The sequence below is a fragment of the Streptomyces spongiae genome, assembly GCF_009377185.1.
GTDB classification, from domain to species: domain Bacteria; phylum Actinomycetota; class Actinomycetes; order Streptomycetales; family Streptomycetaceae; genus Streptomyces; species Streptomyces spongiae.
On sequence record NZ_VJZC01000220.1, the window covers coordinates 1 to 14,675 of the forward strand.

General features: G+C 68.5%; 15 protein-coding genes. 7 read left to right on the plus strand and 8 right to left on the minus strand.

Going from position 1 to position 14,675, the window contains the following annotated elements:
- The 3 genes from FNH08_RS50930 to FNH08_RS26265 all read right to left on the minus strand — a co-directional run.
- Positions 1–550 (minus strand): hypothetical protein (locus FNH08_RS50930; RefSeq protein ID WP_194238615.1); only part of this gene is annotated, 550 nt, incomplete at its 3' end.
- On the minus strand, positions 550–846 hold the full coding sequence (locus tag FNH08_RS26260) for a hypothetical protein (protein WP_152774012.1): 297 nt from the start codon (positions 844–846) through the stop codon (positions 550–552). The genes FNH08_RS26260 and FNH08_RS50930, both read right to left, overlap by 1 nt.
- A 4-nt stretch (positions 847–850) precedes the next feature.
- The gene (locus tag FNH08_RS26265) at positions 851–1,087 is read right to left on the minus strand and encodes a hypothetical protein (protein WP_152774013.1); all 237 of its coding nucleotides are present in this window, start codon (positions 1,085–1,087) and stop codon (positions 851–853) included.
- Positions 1,088–1,294: 207 nt separating this feature from the next.
- Here FNH08_RS26265 and FNH08_RS26270 point away from each other — a divergent pair, with 207 nt between their 5' ends.
- Together FNH08_RS26270 and FNH08_RS26275 are read left to right on the plus strand one after the other, a co-directional pair.
- Positions 1,295–2,170: a helix-turn-helix domain-containing protein gene (locus FNH08_RS26270; protein ID WP_228034354.1), complete on the plus strand. Its 876-nt coding sequence runs from the start codon at positions 1,295–1,297 to the stop codon at positions 2,168–2,170.
- On the plus strand, positions 2,163–2,390 hold the full coding sequence (locus tag FNH08_RS26275; RefSeq protein ID WP_194238616.1) for a DUF397 domain-containing protein: 228 nt from the start codon (positions 2,163–2,165) through the stop codon (positions 2,388–2,390). The genes FNH08_RS26270 and FNH08_RS26275 overlap by 8 nt, the downstream gene beginning before the upstream one ends.
- A gap of 177 nt (positions 2,391–2,567) precedes the next feature.
- Here the strand turns inward: FNH08_RS26275 and FNH08_RS26280 are convergent, their stop codons facing one another.
- Both FNH08_RS26280 and FNH08_RS26285 read right to left on the minus strand, forming a co-directional pair.
- The gene (locus FNH08_RS26280; protein ID WP_152774014.1) at positions 2,568–4,580 is read right to left on the minus strand and encodes an AAA family ATPase; all 2,013 of its coding nucleotides are present in this window, start codon (positions 4,578–4,580) and stop codon (positions 2,568–2,570) included.
- A gap of 448 nt (positions 4,581–5,028) precedes the next feature.
- Positions 5,029–5,910: an ATP-grasp domain-containing protein gene (locus tag FNH08_RS26285; protein WP_322725411.1), complete on the minus strand. Its 882-nt coding sequence runs from the start codon at positions 5,908–5,910 to the stop codon at positions 5,029–5,031.
- 485 nt (positions 5,911–6,395) lie between these two features.
- Here FNH08_RS26285 and FNH08_RS26290 point away from each other — a divergent pair, with 485 nt between their 5' ends.
- The 3 genes from FNH08_RS26290 to FNH08_RS26300 all read left to right on the plus strand — a co-directional run bounded on the left by FNH08_RS26290 (position 6,396) and on the right by FNH08_RS26300 (position 10,059).
- Positions 6,396–6,797: a recombinase family protein gene (locus FNH08_RS26290; RefSeq protein ID WP_152774015.1), complete on the plus strand. Its 402-nt coding sequence runs from the start codon at positions 6,396–6,398 to the stop codon at positions 6,795–6,797.
- Entirely contained in the window at positions 6,772–8,859 is a 2,088-nt protein-coding gene (locus tag FNH08_RS26295) for a zinc ribbon domain-containing protein (RefSeq protein ID WP_322725413.1), read from the plus strand. The genes FNH08_RS26290 and FNH08_RS26295 overlap by 26 nt, the downstream gene beginning before the upstream one ends.
- 144 nt (positions 8,860–9,003) lie before the next feature.
- Complete coding sequence (locus FNH08_RS26300) at positions 9,004–10,059, plus strand: MerR family transcriptional regulator (protein WP_152774020.1); 1,056 nt, start codon at positions 9,004–9,006, stop codon at positions 10,057–10,059.
- Between the two features lie 57 nt (positions 10,060–10,116).
- On the opposite strand, the gene FNH08_RS26305 is transcribed toward FNH08_RS26300, so the two are convergent.
- Both FNH08_RS26305 and FNH08_RS26310 read right to left on the minus strand, forming a co-directional pair.
- Complete coding sequence (locus tag FNH08_RS26305; RefSeq protein ID WP_152774016.1) at positions 10,117–11,328, minus strand: sensor histidine kinase; 1,212 nt, start codon at positions 11,326–11,328, stop codon at positions 10,117–10,119.
- A 52-nt stretch (positions 11,329–11,380) separates the two neighbouring features.
- A complete protein-coding gene (locus FNH08_RS26310; protein WP_322725414.1) occupies positions 11,381–12,076 on the minus strand; it encodes a response regulator transcription factor in 696 nt (231 codons plus the stop codon).
- Positions 12,077–12,366: 290 nt separating this feature from the next.
- Between FNH08_RS26310 and FNH08_RS52260 the strand changes: the two genes are divergently transcribed.
- Positions 12,367–13,059, plus strand: coding sequence for a helix-turn-helix transcriptional regulator (locus FNH08_RS52260; protein WP_228034355.1), 693 nt, complete (start codon positions 12,367–12,369; stop codon positions 13,057–13,059).
- 42 nt (positions 13,060–13,101) lie between these two features.
- Here FNH08_RS52260 and FNH08_RS26320 read toward each other — a convergent pair whose 3' ends face one another.
- Complete coding sequence (locus FNH08_RS26320; protein ID WP_322725416.1) at positions 13,102–13,809, minus strand: FadR/GntR family transcriptional regulator; 708 nt, start codon at positions 13,807–13,809, stop codon at positions 13,102–13,104.
- A gap of 208 nt (positions 13,810–14,017) precedes the next feature.
- On the opposite strand from FNH08_RS26320, the gene FNH08_RS26325 reads away from it, so the two are divergent.
- A partial coding sequence (locus FNH08_RS26325) for an SLC13 family permease (RefSeq protein ID WP_265579798.1) occupies positions 14,018–14,675 on the plus strand: 658 nt, incomplete at its 3' end.

Here is a 14,675-nt window from a genome sequence, read left to right on the forward strand (position 1 = left end):
CGCCCACCCCCTGGAGGGCACGGCCCCCACTCGCTTCGGCCTCACCTTCACGGCCCCGGACGGGCAGGGCGTACGACGTGAGTGCGCGGCGGAGTTCACGTGGGGGTTGCTGCAGCGGGTGGCCGAGATCTCCGCCGAGCCTGGGGCCGGTCAGTCTCACTTGCCCTCGTAGTCCGTGAGTGCGTGCAGCAGGAGGGGCGGGCGGCGACTCGGTGGGTTGTCCGAGTCGTGCACCTCGGCTTTCGGCGATGAGGAGGGTATCGCCGAGGGCCTGGGCGAGTTGTTCGGCGAGATGCCGGACCCGCTGGTCCGGAGCGTCGTGTGTGGCGAGGAGTTCCCAAGCCTGTTCGTGAAGCTGCTCCGCAAGGCCAAGTTGTAGGGTCTCGACGCGGTCGGCGATCCGGGAGAGGGTGCCGTCGCCGGTGCCGTCCTCGATGAGGTAGCAGGGCTGGCCGAAGGCGCCGGTCCACGGGAGCAGGCGGGTACGGGGCTCGGGCGCCTCGGGGACGTCTGTTCCTTCTCCCAGTCCGCCCCTTTCCGTCAGATGCATCAGCCGACCTCCACTCCGTGGATCCGGCGAGGGCCGACGTCGATGCCGTATGTCGCCAGCCAGAGGGCTCGGCGTCGGGCGCGCTGCTCGGTGGTGAGTACGTAGGGGCGGACGGGTGGGGTGGCGGCGCCGTCGAGAAACGTATCGGTGACGTAGGGGCCGGGTGCTCGGTGAACCCCCGGCCTGGGTTCTCGGTGGTGTACGGGGGCAGGGGACGCGTGTCCGGCGCGGTGACGGCCACGCGGGGCGAAGAGGGCGGTGAGCGCGTCGAGGGCGCGGAGGATCAGATTGAACATCGCGTCAACTCGCTTTGCTGTCAGTGCTCTTGGAGTGGTGATCACAGTCGGCGCAGATCTGCACGGCCCAGCCGAGCCGGCCTCCGTCGGCGTGCTGCGTGTAGGCGTGTCCGCCGGGCCGGAGCCCCCGCCCTCCGCGGCAGCGGACGCAGGCCAGGCCGTAGAGGCGGCGCCAGGACTCGTGGGGGAGGTGGAAGGGGTCGTGGGTACCGGTGTGGAGGTCGGCGTGGGGTGTTCTCATGGCCGCTCTTTGAAGAGGACGCGGGTGATTGGGGCGCGGCGAGAAGAACCGCGATCCATTGGAAGCATTTCATTGGACTCCAATGAATGGCCGTCTCATCATGGGAGTTCACTCAAGCGGGTGACTGTTCGAATGCGAGGCTCCGTAGGGCCCAACCAGCCCGTACCCTCGCCCGCGTTGACGATTCCGAGCACGAAGGCATGACTGATGACGGCGACACTGACGGGGCCCGCAGGGCGGATGCAGATCGCACGAGGACTGATCGCGTTGCGTGAGCGCAGCGGTCTTACACAGCTACAGGTCGCTCAGCGAGCCGGCGTCAGCAAGGCGACGGTGAGCCGTTACGAGATGTGGCAGGACAGGGCCCGCATCCGGTGGGCCACGGTGAAGGCGATCGCAGACGCATGCCAGGCCTCCGTCGAGGAGCGGGAAGCGCTGGTACGTGTAGCGCGGTCCCAGACCGATGGATGGTGGGTCGGCAACAGCGCCATCCCTCAGTGGATGGACCCACTCGTTTCGTTCGAGCAGGAAGCCGAGTACGAGCACCTCTACGCCAACACGGTGATCCCTGGACTTCTGCAGACAAGGGAGTACGCATCGGCGATCCACCAGGCCCGTGAAGTCCGTAGCAGTGATGGTGAAATCGAGCGCATGGTGAACGCCCGTATCCAGCGTCAGGGTGTCCTGGACCGACAGACGCCCCCGCACCTGTGGGCAGTACTGGACGAAGCCGTGCTGCGTCGGACCGTGGGGAGCCGAGCGGTCATGGAACGACAGCTCGCGCATCTTGACGAACTCGCGCAACGCCCATCCGTCGACATCCAGGTTCTGCCGTTCAGCGCGGGCGCCCACGCCGCGGGAGCGGGACACTTCGTGATCCTGGGAAGGAACGACGAGCGCAACCCGCTCAACTCCATGGCAGTGGTCTACATCGAGATGCGGCGTCGAGGCCTGTACCTGGACGACCCCGAGGACGTCGAGGCCTACAAGTTGACCTTCGACTACCTTCGTTCCCAGGCAGTCGATACGGCGGCCTCAAGCCGACTGGTGGCCAGAGCACGACAGGAGCTGTCCCATGGTTGAAAGCGCTGTGCCCATAGGCGCCATGACCGCACTGAGGTGGGTCAAGAGCAGTTACAGCGGGGGAGAGGGCAACGAGTGCGTTGAGATGGCGGAGGGACCCTCGTACGTCGCCGTCCGAGACACGAAGATGCGCTTGGGCCCTGCCCTGGCAGTGGCCCCCGAGGCGTTCGCAGCCTTTCTCGGCGGCGTGAAGGACGGAGGGCTGGGCCGCACGGCTTGATCGCGAGCTTGGTGTGCAGTTGCCGGGACTGCGTTCGGGGATCGCTGGATATGTACGGCCGAGCCGAAGCGGTGCTTGTTCATAGAGCTGCGCCAAGGCGGTGAGTGCCATCGCTCTGAGCGCGGGCACGCAACTCGGACCGGGTGGTTGATACCCGGCAACGGAGGAGGCACGTGTTCATTGCGCGATGCGTTCTTCGAGCCAGGTGAGCTCGCGCCTCTGAAGAGCAACGTCGGCAAGGTCCACGTCCTTCGCGTGTGCGTCGGGACGCTCGTTAAGTAGCTGAAACGCGCTTTGTAGCCTCCTCTTGTCCTGGAAGAAGCGTTCGAAGTGCTTCCACTCCCGGGCGATGATGTTTCCCAGTTCAAGCCAATACAGCTTGCCCATGAGGGCATCGGGCGCCAGCCCTGAGCATTCATCCTTACGTCGAGCAGGCAATGCCGAGATGACTGTATCGACCCAGTTCTTCTCAGTGGGAAGTCCCATTTTAAGTACGACGCGCACAAACTCTCTGGCTTTGCGCTCCAGGATATTCCGTCGGCGATTGATCGAAGCCAGCTCTTCGGCCCACTCACTCTCTTCGAGTTCCAGACCGCCAACAGACTTTGAGGAAGTCGCATTCACACTGCTACCGGAGCGCGCGACAAAGAGATCCAGGCCCAAACTTACCACGCTGCTCTGAATTTCGACGAGTTGGCCGTTTTGGCGCACCAGGCCATACCTCAGGAGGGGGCGGGCATCGCGAGCCAGGACACGGCCTTTATCTCCGCAGCGAAGCAGCATGTCAAACATCGGCGGGTCGACACGCTGAAGATTCTGTAGGGCAATACGAGCAATCTCGGCACCTTCGGTTTCCGCAAACTCTTGACACAGGGAGGCGACCACGTCGCTCTCCAACATCATGAGCCTGCTTCCCAACTCAACGTGACGGTGAATATACGAGCCTACCATACGCATCCAGTAGGGGAGATAGGCAGCAGTGGCTGCGATTTCCTTCCTCCCTTCTGGCGAAAATTGAAGCCCACAGCGTTTTCCGAGTGCTTTGATCATGGCGTCTGCTGCACCATCAGCAAAGGGGGAAAGGTAGTCCTCGGGCACGAAGTGTAGAACCGAGTTCTCGATCCCTTCGATTTCCGCAACGCGAAAAGCCAGGCTGCTGACCCCGCTGACCAGGACGCTGAGCTTGAAGTCCCTTCGTTTCGACTCCTGGACCAGAGCGCGAAATTCTCTCCAAAAGTCATTGAAGTCATTGTTCCAGTGCGGGCTCGTGGGTGAGTCAGGAGTAATGTAGTCCACTTCATCCAGGATGATCAAAAGTGATTGCTTTCCAGGCGCCTCCCAAAGGGCCTCGAAGGTACTCATGAGATCACTGTCAGTCCTGCGCAGCGTTTGACTGATGTGGGCATATCCCTGCTGCGTGGCCAGCCGAGACAATCTGGCGAGTGCTTTCAGGGCGTCCGGGGCACGCATCTCATTGAACCCCCGGAGCGAACAATCCACCATCGCAATTTTCGGGGCCCCGGCCTCTCTCGCCAAATCGATGATGCGATTTAGCATGGAGGTCTTTCCCACTTTGCGAAGACCGAAGAGTGCTGCAATTCTACCGGATTGAAGCTGACGCAGCAATTCGATGGCCTGTTCGCGGCGCCCGAAGAATTCATTGTCATCGCTAACCGGACCGGTGACCTGAAAGCTGTCCGTGGCGAAAAGCTCTCTCGCCAGCCTTTGCCTGACTACAGCGCTGGGTGGCATGGCCCCTGCCCTGGGCCGGTAGATTGGGAATACCGTGATTCCAGCCTCGCGTCCCCAAACACGAAGATTTTCGTCTCCATCGGGATCCGCATGCAATACAACAGCCAGGTCCGGCTGCAGGCGTGGCTGCGCACGCTTAATTTCGTCCTGGCAGATCACAATGGTGCGAGCGTGCACGTTGGAGTAATTCGCGATAAGAATAAAGACTTCACGATCGATCGCAAGAGAGTTTTGAATCGCCTTGGTTGGCTTTGCGTACATGCTGACATAGTTGCCATTGTAAGCGCGAAATCGCTTATGGCTATTGATCTGAAATAGGCCCTCCAATGCGGCTGATAGCTCTGTTGCCAGTTGGTCCTGAGATACGAGTGCTCGAATGTCGTCCTTGACGTTCCTGAGTTTTTGAGGAGTCGGCGTGGTAGGGCTCTCGTCAGGCATACGCGCAAGCGTAGTTGAGTTGCTTGTCCTGTGTCTCCTATGCCGCAGAAGATCCGCGCAACCGGCTGTGCAGGTGAAATGCGGCGACGCAGCCGACTCCGCGTCAAAACCCGCGAACAACGGACGGCCTGGACAGGAGTCGACCGACGAACAGCGCCAGAGTCCTGAGCGGAGCCACGTGGTCTGCATGGTTCCACCGCTCGACGAGGCGCCGCCCTTCGATGCGGTGGTCTCGGGTGGCCCACGCCTTCTGCATGCTGTGGGGGATGATCTGCCCCAACTTCATAAGGGAGCAAGCATGGAAGGCGTACAAAGGGCTACATCCGCGAAGGCGCTCGCAGTCAGGACGCGCGCAGCGATGAGTTCGGTGGAGGCCACGCCACGTCAGATGCACTCCTCAAGCTAGAGATCTTTAACGGTGCGGGTCATGTCAGGCCGTTAAAGATCTCTAGCCATTGGCCGCCGCCAGAATGGTCTCCACAACCCCCGGCACCGAGCCCGGATGAAGGTCGAGGAAGAGGTTCGGCTCGACCAGCTCCAGCTCCATGAGCCGGGGTTCGCCGTCGTCCCCGAGCACCAGGTCGACCCGGGCGTACAGCAACTCGGGGGCACCCGGTACGGCGGCCAACGCGCGCTCGGCGACGGAGACTTCGGCCGGAGTCGGGGTCCAGGGCTCCAGCCCGGGGTGGGCCACCTTGTCCGCGTCGTACGCCGTGCCGGAGGCCAGCACCGCCCCCTTGCGGCTGGCGTGCAGCAACCGTCCGCCGAAGAACTGCAGGGCCCGCTCACCGGTTACGTCGATGCCGCGCATGTACGGCTGCACCATCGCGGTGAATCCCTCCGTGTGCATCCGCGAGAGGTGCCGTACGGCCGTCTCCCGGTCGGCGGGCGTGTACCGGGCGGCGTACCGGGCGCCCGCCCCGGACGTCGGCTTCACCACGTACTCCAGGTCGTCCGGGAGGGCGGGCACGTCACCGGGGGCGAAATACCGGGTGGGGACTATGGGCACCCCGGCCGCCGCTAGTTCCCCGAGGTAGCGCTTGTCGGTGTTCCAGCGCACGATGTCCGCCGGGTTCGCGAGCCGCGTGGCCTTCCCGCACCGCGCCACCCAGGCCGCGAACTCCTCGGCCCGCCAGCTGTAGTCCCAGGTGGAGCGGATGACGACGAGGCCATGAGCGGCCCAGTCGATCTCCGGGTCGTCCCAGTACGCGGCGGTCGCCTCGGCCCCCGCCGCGGCAAGCTCCCGCAGCAGCACCGGCAGATCGCGGTCCTTGCTCGCCTCGGACCCGGGGTCGTAGGTGGCGAGCGCTATGCGGGGGGTGTGTGTCACGGGGCTCCATCCTCGTACGGTCGGCCGTTCTGTGCCGTCTCCAGCCGTGAGGGTTGATTGCAGTCGTTGGTTTTGCCTTGTTTCCTGAGTTTGGCTGCGTATCACGATCTGCCGGTGGCTGGGGCAGAACGCGTTGCTTTCGCATGATTGAGCGATGGGTGAACTGATCTGTGGGTGGCTCGCGTTGGGCTTCCCTAGCCTCCTGGGTATGGAACTCCTTCGTCTGTCGGTGGCCGCGCGTCGGGTGGGTCCGCACACCGACATGCTGCGGGTGTGGGCGGACGCAGGCAAGGTTTCGGTGGTGTGGGTCGGGCGTGAGCGCCGGTTTTCGGCGCAGGCGCTCGCGGAGGTGATCGAGGGTGCGAGCCTTGAGGTGCCGACGCGGCGTGAAGCGTTGTACATGCGGGTGTCGGGTCGGACGGGGCAGGAGTCGTCCCTGGCCGCCGCCGGAGGCGGAGTTGTGAGCCACGGCGAGGGGCGGGGTGGTGGCGGTGTTCCGGGACCGGGCTTCGGTGCTGCGGGAATCGCGGCCGGGACTGGACCGGTTGCTGCGACGGGCGCGTGGAGGTGAGTTCACCCATGTGCGGGTGACTCACGAGGATCGGCTGGCCCGTTTCGATACCGGGTGGATCACCGCGCTGCTGGAGCGGGATCAGGTACAGGTGGACGTCCTGCATCCCTGTGGCGGGACACCGGGCGCAAGTGAGGAGCTGCTGGCCGACTTCATGATGCTAGGCGCCTCGTTCTCCGGCCGCATGCACGGGATCCCCTCACACCAGGCCCGTGAGCGCTCGTTGGAGGCGGCTGCCACGCCACGGGCGGGGCAGCACAGCGTGGGACACCAGGGCGGGGAGGTGGACGGTGCGGCGGAAGATCCAGCTGGCTGAAGGGCAGACGCAGCGCATCGCCTGTGCCTCGGCATCCGCGTTTAGGGGCCTGGACACGGTCACCGGCGAGGTGTGGGGCGCGGAGGTGTTGGCCGAGCGGGTGGGCTGGCTGACGTCCCTGGTCGAGACGCTGTGCGCCGAGGTGACCTCGGCACACTGGAACCGGCCCGACCTCGCGCAACTCGCTTCCGGGACCGACTTCTGCGGTGCCCGGCTGCCGTCGAACGCATGGATGGCCGTGCGCACCCTGGGATGGAGCGCGAGCGTGCCCAACGATCTGTATCTGCCGGACCGGGTGCGCAGGGTGGCCGAGGAGCAGGCCGGGCGGGCGCTTCGGTCGGCCTGGTGGCGCAGCGAGATCACCGACGCGGTCCTGGCCACCTGGCCCGCCGGTCCGGACGGCGATCCCATGCGGCGCACCGAAACCGAGTGGGCAGCGTTGAGGGCGGCCTGCCCGGACGGGCAGGCGGTGGCGGCCTCGGTGCTGCGTGCCCGCACCCGGCAGGTCACCGCCTACCAGGCGAGGCAGGGGCATCTACCCGCCGACATCTGTGCGCTGGAGGCGGCGCCGGGTGGTGGACGGCAGGTGGTGCTCGCTGCTGCTGACAAGCAGTTGTGCACCCTGACCCGCTGCCCCGACGACCCCGCCCACTACGGCGTGCTGACCGTCCGGCTCCCGGTGCGCCCCGATCCGCGCACCCGAGCGGACTGGCACCCGACCGTGATCCGCTTCCGACTCCCGCCGACCATCCCTGTGGGCGCTGCTCTGCACGCGCCCACGCTGCGCCTGCGCAGCGGCCGGCTGCGGCTGGATATCGCGTTCACCACCGCCGCCCCCACAACCCGGGCGGGCGGGCACACCCGCGCGGTGGCCTTCGACTACGGCCTCAACACCCTGCTCACCGGCGGCACCCTGACCCTGTCCGGCGGGCAGCAGCCGACCGTCATCACCGACGGACGCCCCGTGTTCTTCCGCCCGGACGGGGCGCTGGCCAAGGCCGACCGGCTGCGCATCCTCGGCGAGCAGCTGTGGGCCAAGACCGCCCACCTTCAGTCCCTCCTCAATGGGCGGGCCGCGGCCGGGCAGCGGCCAGAGCCGTCCACCACCGCGAAGCTGGCGGTCCTCGAGGCCGAGCACGCGGCGGTCAGCAGGCGACGCTCCCGGCTAAACGAGCAGGTGGCCAAGGCCGCCGCCCGCTTCATGGTCGAGACCGCCCGTGCAGCCCGAGCGACGGTGATCTACCTGGAGGACCTGCGGGACATGGAGGCCCGGGGCAAGGGCCGTACCCTCAACACCCGCCTGTCCTCCTCGGTCCGCGGCCAGATCGTTGCCCACACCCGGCATCAGGCCGCCGCCCACGGGATCGCGGTGGTCATCGTCCCGGCCAGGGGCACCTCGAAGTACTGCCCCCGCTGCCTGAGCGTCTTCCGCCACCACACCGCCCCCGACAACCCGAAGCCCGGCTGGAAATGGGCAACGTGCCCCCATACGGACTGCGGGTACAGCGCGGACCGGGACGTGGCCGCCTGGCAACGCATCGGCACACGCGGTCTGACCCACCAGCACACAACTGTCCTGGACCGAGGCAGCGACACGTACGTGATCCGCCGCACGGTCAAGGAGCTGGACCAGCCGGTCCGGCACACCCCTCACCCCGGCACCGTCTCCTCTCCCGGGCCCTCGCAGCCTCGTGCTGTTGCGGACCGGACGAAGGCGGGGCCGACGAGAAACCGCCCTGTGCCCAGGCAGCGACGCAGGGTCCCCGCCCCACCCGCAAATCCCGCAGCGCGTACCGCTGTGGGTTCGGGTGGAAAGCGTCCGGCGGGGCGGATGCCCCAGTCACCAAGGCGTCACCCCCAGTGGCGCGGACGGCGGCAGGCACCGCACACGATGGGTACCCCCACCCGGCACCAGCCGCGCGGGGCCAGACTCGGCGCAGGCTTCCACCTGCACACCCACGCCACCCCCGTCCCACGGGCAGGACGGCCAACCGGGCAGCCGAGAACTTTTTCCCAGGACCGGAGCCGGGCCGAAAACCCAGCCCCACCCAGGAAAACCTAAGCCCATCTGTGACGCTAACAACGGGCCGCGCAACCGAGGCAACCCGTTTGACCTTCCCCATTGGCGAAGCCCCAGCATCGTGAGCGGAACGGGGAACGGCCAGGTACGGCCAGGTACAGCCGGGGTCGAGGAGGAACCGTGGGCATGCTGACGATCGGCGCCTTCGCGAAGGCGTGCCGGCTCTCGCCGAAGGCTCTGCGGCTGTACGACGAGCTGGAGTTGCTGCGTCCCGCCCGGGTGGACCCGGAGACCGGGTACCGCTACTACGCGGTGGAGCAGCTGGAGCAGGCGCGGCTGGTGGCGTGGCTCAGGCGGCTGGGGATGCCGCTGGCGCGGATCCGGCAGGTGTGCGCGCTGGACGGACCCGCCGCGGGATGCGAGATCCGGGCGTACTGGGCGCGGGTCGAGGCCGAGACGGCGAACCGCCGGGACCTGGCGGCGTTCCTCGTGGACCACCTCACAGGTACCCCAGGGAAGGACACCGCCATGCTGGAACTCCGTTACGCCGCCCTCTCCGACGCCGGACTGGTCCGCCCGGCCAACCAGGACACCGCCTACGCGGGCACCCGCGTCCTCGCCGTGGCCGACGGCTTCGGCTCGGGCGGGGCGCACGCGTCCACGGCCGCCGTGGAGGCGCTGAAGGTCCTGGACCGCGAGACGCTCCCCGCGGGCAGTGTGCTGAACCTGCTGGACGACGCGGTGCAGGGCGCCACCCGGGCCGTACGGGACGTCGCGGCGGCCGACGAGGAGGTGGGGACGACCCTCACGGCGATGCTCTGGACCGGCTCGCGGCTCGCCCTGGTCCACATCGGCGACTCGCGCGCGTACCTGCTCCGCGACGGCGAGCTCTTCCAGATCACCCACGACCACACGCTCGTCCAGTCGATGGTCGACGAGGGCCGGCTGACGGTGGAGGAGGCAGCGGCGCATCCCCAGCGGACCCTGCTCCTGAAGGGTTTGAGCGGCGGCGCCTCCGTCCCGTCCCCGGACCTCCGTCTGCAGGACGCCTTGCCCGGCGACCGGTACCTGCTGTGCTCCGACGGCCTGTCGCGGGTCCTGACGGACAGGGACATCAAGCGGACGCTGGCGTCCGTCTCCGGCCCCGAGGAGGCCGCACGCACACTCGTCGCCGGGGCGAACGACGCGGGCGGTCCGGACAACGTCAGCTGCGTGGTGGCCGATGTGGTGGAGGCGGGGTGATCCCAGGCCGGTCCCAGGCCGGTCCCAGGCCGGTCCCAGGCCGGTCCCAAGCCGGTCCTAGGCCCTGTCGAGCGCCTCGTCGGCGTCTACGGGAAGGGCCGGGAAGTGGGCGATGATCCACCAGCCGCCGTCGTCGCTGGGGCCGGCGGTCAGGGTGCCGCCCACCGCCTGTGCCCTCTCGCGCAGGCCCGTCAAACCGTAGCCGCCGGTGCCTCCGGTGGGGGACGTGGTCGGCCGCGGTGGCGCGGTGTTGTGTACGTCGGCCCTGAGCAGGCCGTCGCCGGTTCGGTGGATGCGGACGGTCACCTGGGCGCCGGGCGCGTGCCGGTGGACGTTGGTCAGCGCTTCCTGCACGACCCGGTGGACCGCGGACTCCACCTCGGGCAGGAGACGGGTGCGCCGGGCGAGTGCGGTGATCTCCAGCCGGGCCACCGATCCGTCGCCCTGGTCGCAGAACGCGGAGACCAGCGTGGTGAGTTCGGCGTACAGCTCGCCGGGACGCCCGGCCGCGGCCTCGTCGTCCTCCCGTAGGACCCGGACCATGCGGCGCATGGAGTCCAGCGTCCGCTGTCCCGCCTCGGCGATGTTGCGCAGCATGGGCCCGACCTGGTGGGGCGCGTCCTGGTGGATCACGTCGGCGGCCTGGGCCTGCACGACGATGCCGGTGACGTGGTGGGCGACGAAGTCGTGGAGTTCCCGGGCGAGTTGCAGCCGTTCGGCGAGTCGTACGGCGGCGACCGTACGGGCCCGGCGCGCCTCCAGGGTGCGCAGGTAGCAGCCCGTTCCGATCGCCCCGCCGACGGCGAACGTCAGCAGGAAGGGATAGGTCAGCGTGATCCCGGTGCCCTCGGTGCGCAGCGGTTCGTCGATGACGCAGGCTCCGAGCGCCGCCGTGAGCGCGACGGCGAGGCCGGGCCGCCTGACGCTGCGGCAGGTCCGGGCGATCAGGACCAGCAGGCATGCCGTCTCCAGCAGTCCCCAGTCCGGCAGGGGCCACCGTCCGAGGGCCACGCCGAGGGTCACCGCGGCCGAGCCGGCCGCGGCCAGTCCGGCCCGCCACTCGATGCTCAGCCGCGATTCCGGTGCGAGCAGCAGTCCCAGGGCCGCGAGGCCGGTGGCTTCCGGCAGCCAGTCGGTCAGGGCGTGCTGCTGGAGTCCGATGAGGACGGTGTCGAGCAGCCACAGCGCACCCAGCGCGGTGTACAGGGCGACAGGAATCCACCGTCGGGCGGCGTGTGACTGCAGGGGCGTGGGTGCCGCATGCGTCATGAGCAAAGGCTAGGCAATTGCTCGCCGTCGCGAGGGGCGAACGCGCGTTCTGTCAGTGTTCCGCGCGGACGGCGCCGTTCGCCCAGGCCCAGGCGGCCACTTCGACCCGGTTACGGACCCCGAGCTTGCCGTGGATGCTGCCCAGATGTGTCTTGACGGTGGACAGGGACAGGCACAGCTCGTCGCAGATCTCCTGGTTGGTGCGGCCCACCGCCACCAGCCGGGCGACCTCCAGTTCCCGTGCGCTGAGGGGTGATCCGGCCGAACCGGTGCCGACGGTACCGGCGGTACCGGACCAGGGCGCCGGTGTCCGCTCCTCCAGTTGTTTCAGCAGCCGGACCGTCACCGCGGGCGAGATCAGCGCGTCACCGCGCGCCGCCGCCCGTACCGCCTCGACCAGCAGCGCGGGTGGGGCGTCCTTCAGCAGGAAACCGCAGGCGCCGTGGCGCAGCGCGGTGTTGACGTAGTCGTCCTGGTCGAAACTGGTGACCACCACGACCTGGACCGGGTGCGCCGCTTCGGGCCCGGTCAGGAGCCGGGTCACCTCCAGCCCGTCCAGCTTGGGCATGCGGATGTCCACCAGGCAGACGTCCGGCCGCAGTTGACGCGCGAGTTGGACGCACTCGGCTCCGTCGGCGGCCTCGCCGACCACCTCGATGTCGTCCTGTGCGTCGAGGATGAGACGGAACCCGGTGCGTACCAGGTCCTGATCGTCGGCGATCAGGACGCGTGTCCCGTTGGTGCTCACCCGTCGATCATTCCATGGCCGACGCTCCCGGCGGACGGAACGGCTGGAAAGCACGGCAGTGGCTCGGAGTTGACCCTCCCCCGGCCATTCGGCCGATGCGCGCACCTGAGAACCGACCGAACGGCCGATCCCCGGGGCGGGGCCGTCACAGGACAGTCGAGGGGTACCGCCCGGCATCCGGGTGGAGCGGGCACCGGGCACGGTCCCCCACGTCCAGCGTGCCCGGTGCCGTCGTCACCGTCGTCACCGTCCTCGCGGATCCTCGCGGATCCTTGCGGAAGGAACACGCCATGCCCCGCGCCGTGCTCAGTTCCCCGTCCGCCGGTGCCCCCGCGACCGCGGGCTCCCCGGGAGCCGTCCTGGCCGTTGCCGTGGCCTGTGGCTACGGCGAAGCCGACCTGCCGTACCGGGAGCCGCTGTCGGCCGACGTGTCGCTGCGCCCGCAGTCCGTGCGCCCGCCGTACGAGGACCTGGGGCAGTCCGCGTGCCAGGTCGTCCTGCTGTGCTGCCGGGAGGTCGAACGTGATCTCCCTCCGCTGCTGCGCGCCATGGCGGAGCGGCCCGTACCGGTCCTGATGATCTGTCCGGCGACCGACACCCGGCACATCCCGGCCGCACTGCGCCTCGGGGTCACCGGCTGTCTGGTGGAGGGGGACTACCGGGACTCCGCGCTGCGGAGCGCGCTGTGGAGCACCGCGGCGGGACACACCCACCTCTCCCCCGCGGCCGCCGCCACCCTCGGCGGGGTGGCCCCCCTGTACATGAACCGCGGGCCGGGCCGTGACGGCGGCCGGCCGCACCGGCTGCTGTCCGGACGCGAGCAGCAGATCATGGACCTCCTGGCACACGGCCTCCGGCCCACCGAGATCGGGCAGCGCCTGTCCATCGCGGTGAAGACCGTGCGCAACAACCTCAGCGACATCTACGGCAAGCTCGGAGTCTCCGGCCGCACCCAGGCCGTCCTGCTGTGGCTGGACGCGTAGCCGCCCCCTCCGGTGGATGCGGGAACGGGAGACGGGAGCGACCTACCGCTCCCCTTCCGGGTCCCAGTCCAGCAACCGCACCTTCGCCACCGTCCGCACATGGCGGCGCATCGCGGTGGCCGCCTGCTGGGGATGCTCGGCGGCGATGGCGTCGAGGATGGCCTGGTGCTGGGCCAGGGAGCGGGTGGGGCGGCCGGGCTGGCGGAGGGACTCGGTGCGGCTCTCGGCGATCTGGTCGGCGATGGAGCGCATGAACTCCGCGAGGATGCTGCTGTGAGCGGCGGCGGTCACGGCCGCGTGGAACAGGCGGTCGCCCTCCACACCGTGCCCGTCCTCCTCGATCTCCCTGGTCATGTGGGCGAGCGCGGACCTCATCGCGGCCAGGTCCTCCTCCGTGCGGCGCTCGGCGGCCAGTTCGGCGAGCTTCGTCTCCAGGGCCTCGCGGGCCTCCAGCACGTCGGGGAGGCGTCGGCGGCGTTCGACCATGTCCTCGACGGGCTCGGCGTCCAGGCTGTCGCGGACCAGGTACGTGCCTCCGCCGTGCCGTGCCTCCACCAGGCCCTGGACCTCCAGCACCACGATCGCCTGCTTCACGGAGGCGCGGCTGACGCCCAGCCGCTGGGCGAGGTCACGCTCGGGCGGCAGCCGGTCGCCGGCCCGCAGGCCGCCCTCGGCGACGTACTGGCGCAGCCGGTCGAGCACCTGCTCGTAGAGGCGCTGTTTCGTCATGGGGCGCAGGGCGTCGGTCACGGGCTCCCCCTCTCGTCGGGAGGGTAACACCGGGCCGGGTAATGGCTGAGTGGATGAGCCAATTTCTGCGCGACCCCTTGACGGGGCCCTCGGCGGGGCCCACGCTGACCGACCAGCAGCCCCAGATCTCAAGTGGCTCAGCCACTCATCCACTCGCCCACAGTTCACTCGCCCACAGTCACTCCGGGACCCAAAGACGGGAGCCCGTATGTCCCCCGAACTCATCTCGATCCTCGTCCTCGTCGTGGTGTTCGTCATCGCCACCACCCGCTCCGTCAACATGGGCGCTCTCGCCTTCGCCGCCGCCTTCGGGGTGGGCGAACTCGTCGCCGGCCTCGACGCGGACGGCATCTTCGCCGGCTTCCCCGGTGACCTCTTCGTCGTCCTCGTCGGCGTCACGTACCTCTTCGCGATCGCCCGCGCCAACGGCACCACCGACTGGCTGGTGCACGCCGCGATCCGGCTGGTGCGCGGGCGGGTGGCGCTGATCCCCTGGGTGATGTTCGCCCTGACCGGCGCGCTCACGGCGATCGGCGCGGTCAGTCCGGCCGCGGTCGCGATCGTCGCGCCGCTCGCGCTGAGCTTCGCCGGCCGGTACGGGATCAGCCCGCTGCTGATGGGCACGATGGTGGTGCACGGCGCGCAGGCCGGCGGCTTCTCGCCGATCAGCATCTACGGCACGATCGTCAACGGCATCGTCGAGCGCGAGAAGCTCCCGGGCAGCGAGATCACGCTCTTCCTGTCCTCCCTCGCCGTCAACCTCGTCATCGCCGGCATCGTCTTCGTCCTCTTCGGCGGGCTCAAGCTGTGGGCCCAGGGGTCGGTGGCGGTGGACGGGGAGGCGACCGGTGGGGCCGGTTCCGGGG

Excerpts from the sequence above, each read along its gene's own strand:
- FNH08_RS26260 (WP_152774012.1), bottom strand. The coding sequence starts at position 846 with ATGTTCAATCTGATCCTCCGCGCCCTCGACGCGCTCACCGCCCTCTTC.
- FNH08_RS26265 (WP_152774013.1), bottom strand. The coding sequence starts at position 1,087 with ATGAGAACACCCCACGCCGACCTCCACACCGGTACCCACGACCCCTTC.
- FNH08_RS26270 (WP_228034354.1), top strand. The coding sequence starts at position 1,295 with ATGACGGCGACACTGACGGGGCCCGCAGGGCGGATGCAGATCGCACGA.
- FNH08_RS26275 (WP_194238616.1), top strand. The coding sequence starts at position 2,163 with ATGGTTGAAAGCGCTGTGCCCATAGGCGCCATGACCGCACTGAGGTGG.
- FNH08_RS26280 (WP_152774014.1), bottom strand. The coding sequence starts at position 4,580 with ATGCCTGACGAGAGCCCTACCACGCCGACTCCTCAAAAACTCAGGAAC.
- FNH08_RS26300 (WP_152774020.1), top strand. The coding sequence starts at position 9,004 with ATGCTGACGATCGGCGCCTTCGCGAAGGCGTGCCGGCTCTCGCCGAAG.
- FNH08_RS26305 (WP_152774016.1), bottom strand. The coding sequence starts at position 11,328 with ATGACGCATGCGGCACCCACGCCCCTGCAGTCACACGCCGCCCGACGG.
- FNH08_RS52260 (WP_228034355.1), top strand. The coding sequence starts at position 12,367 with ATGCCCCGCGCCGTGCTCAGTTCCCCGTCCGCCGGTGCCCCCGCGACC.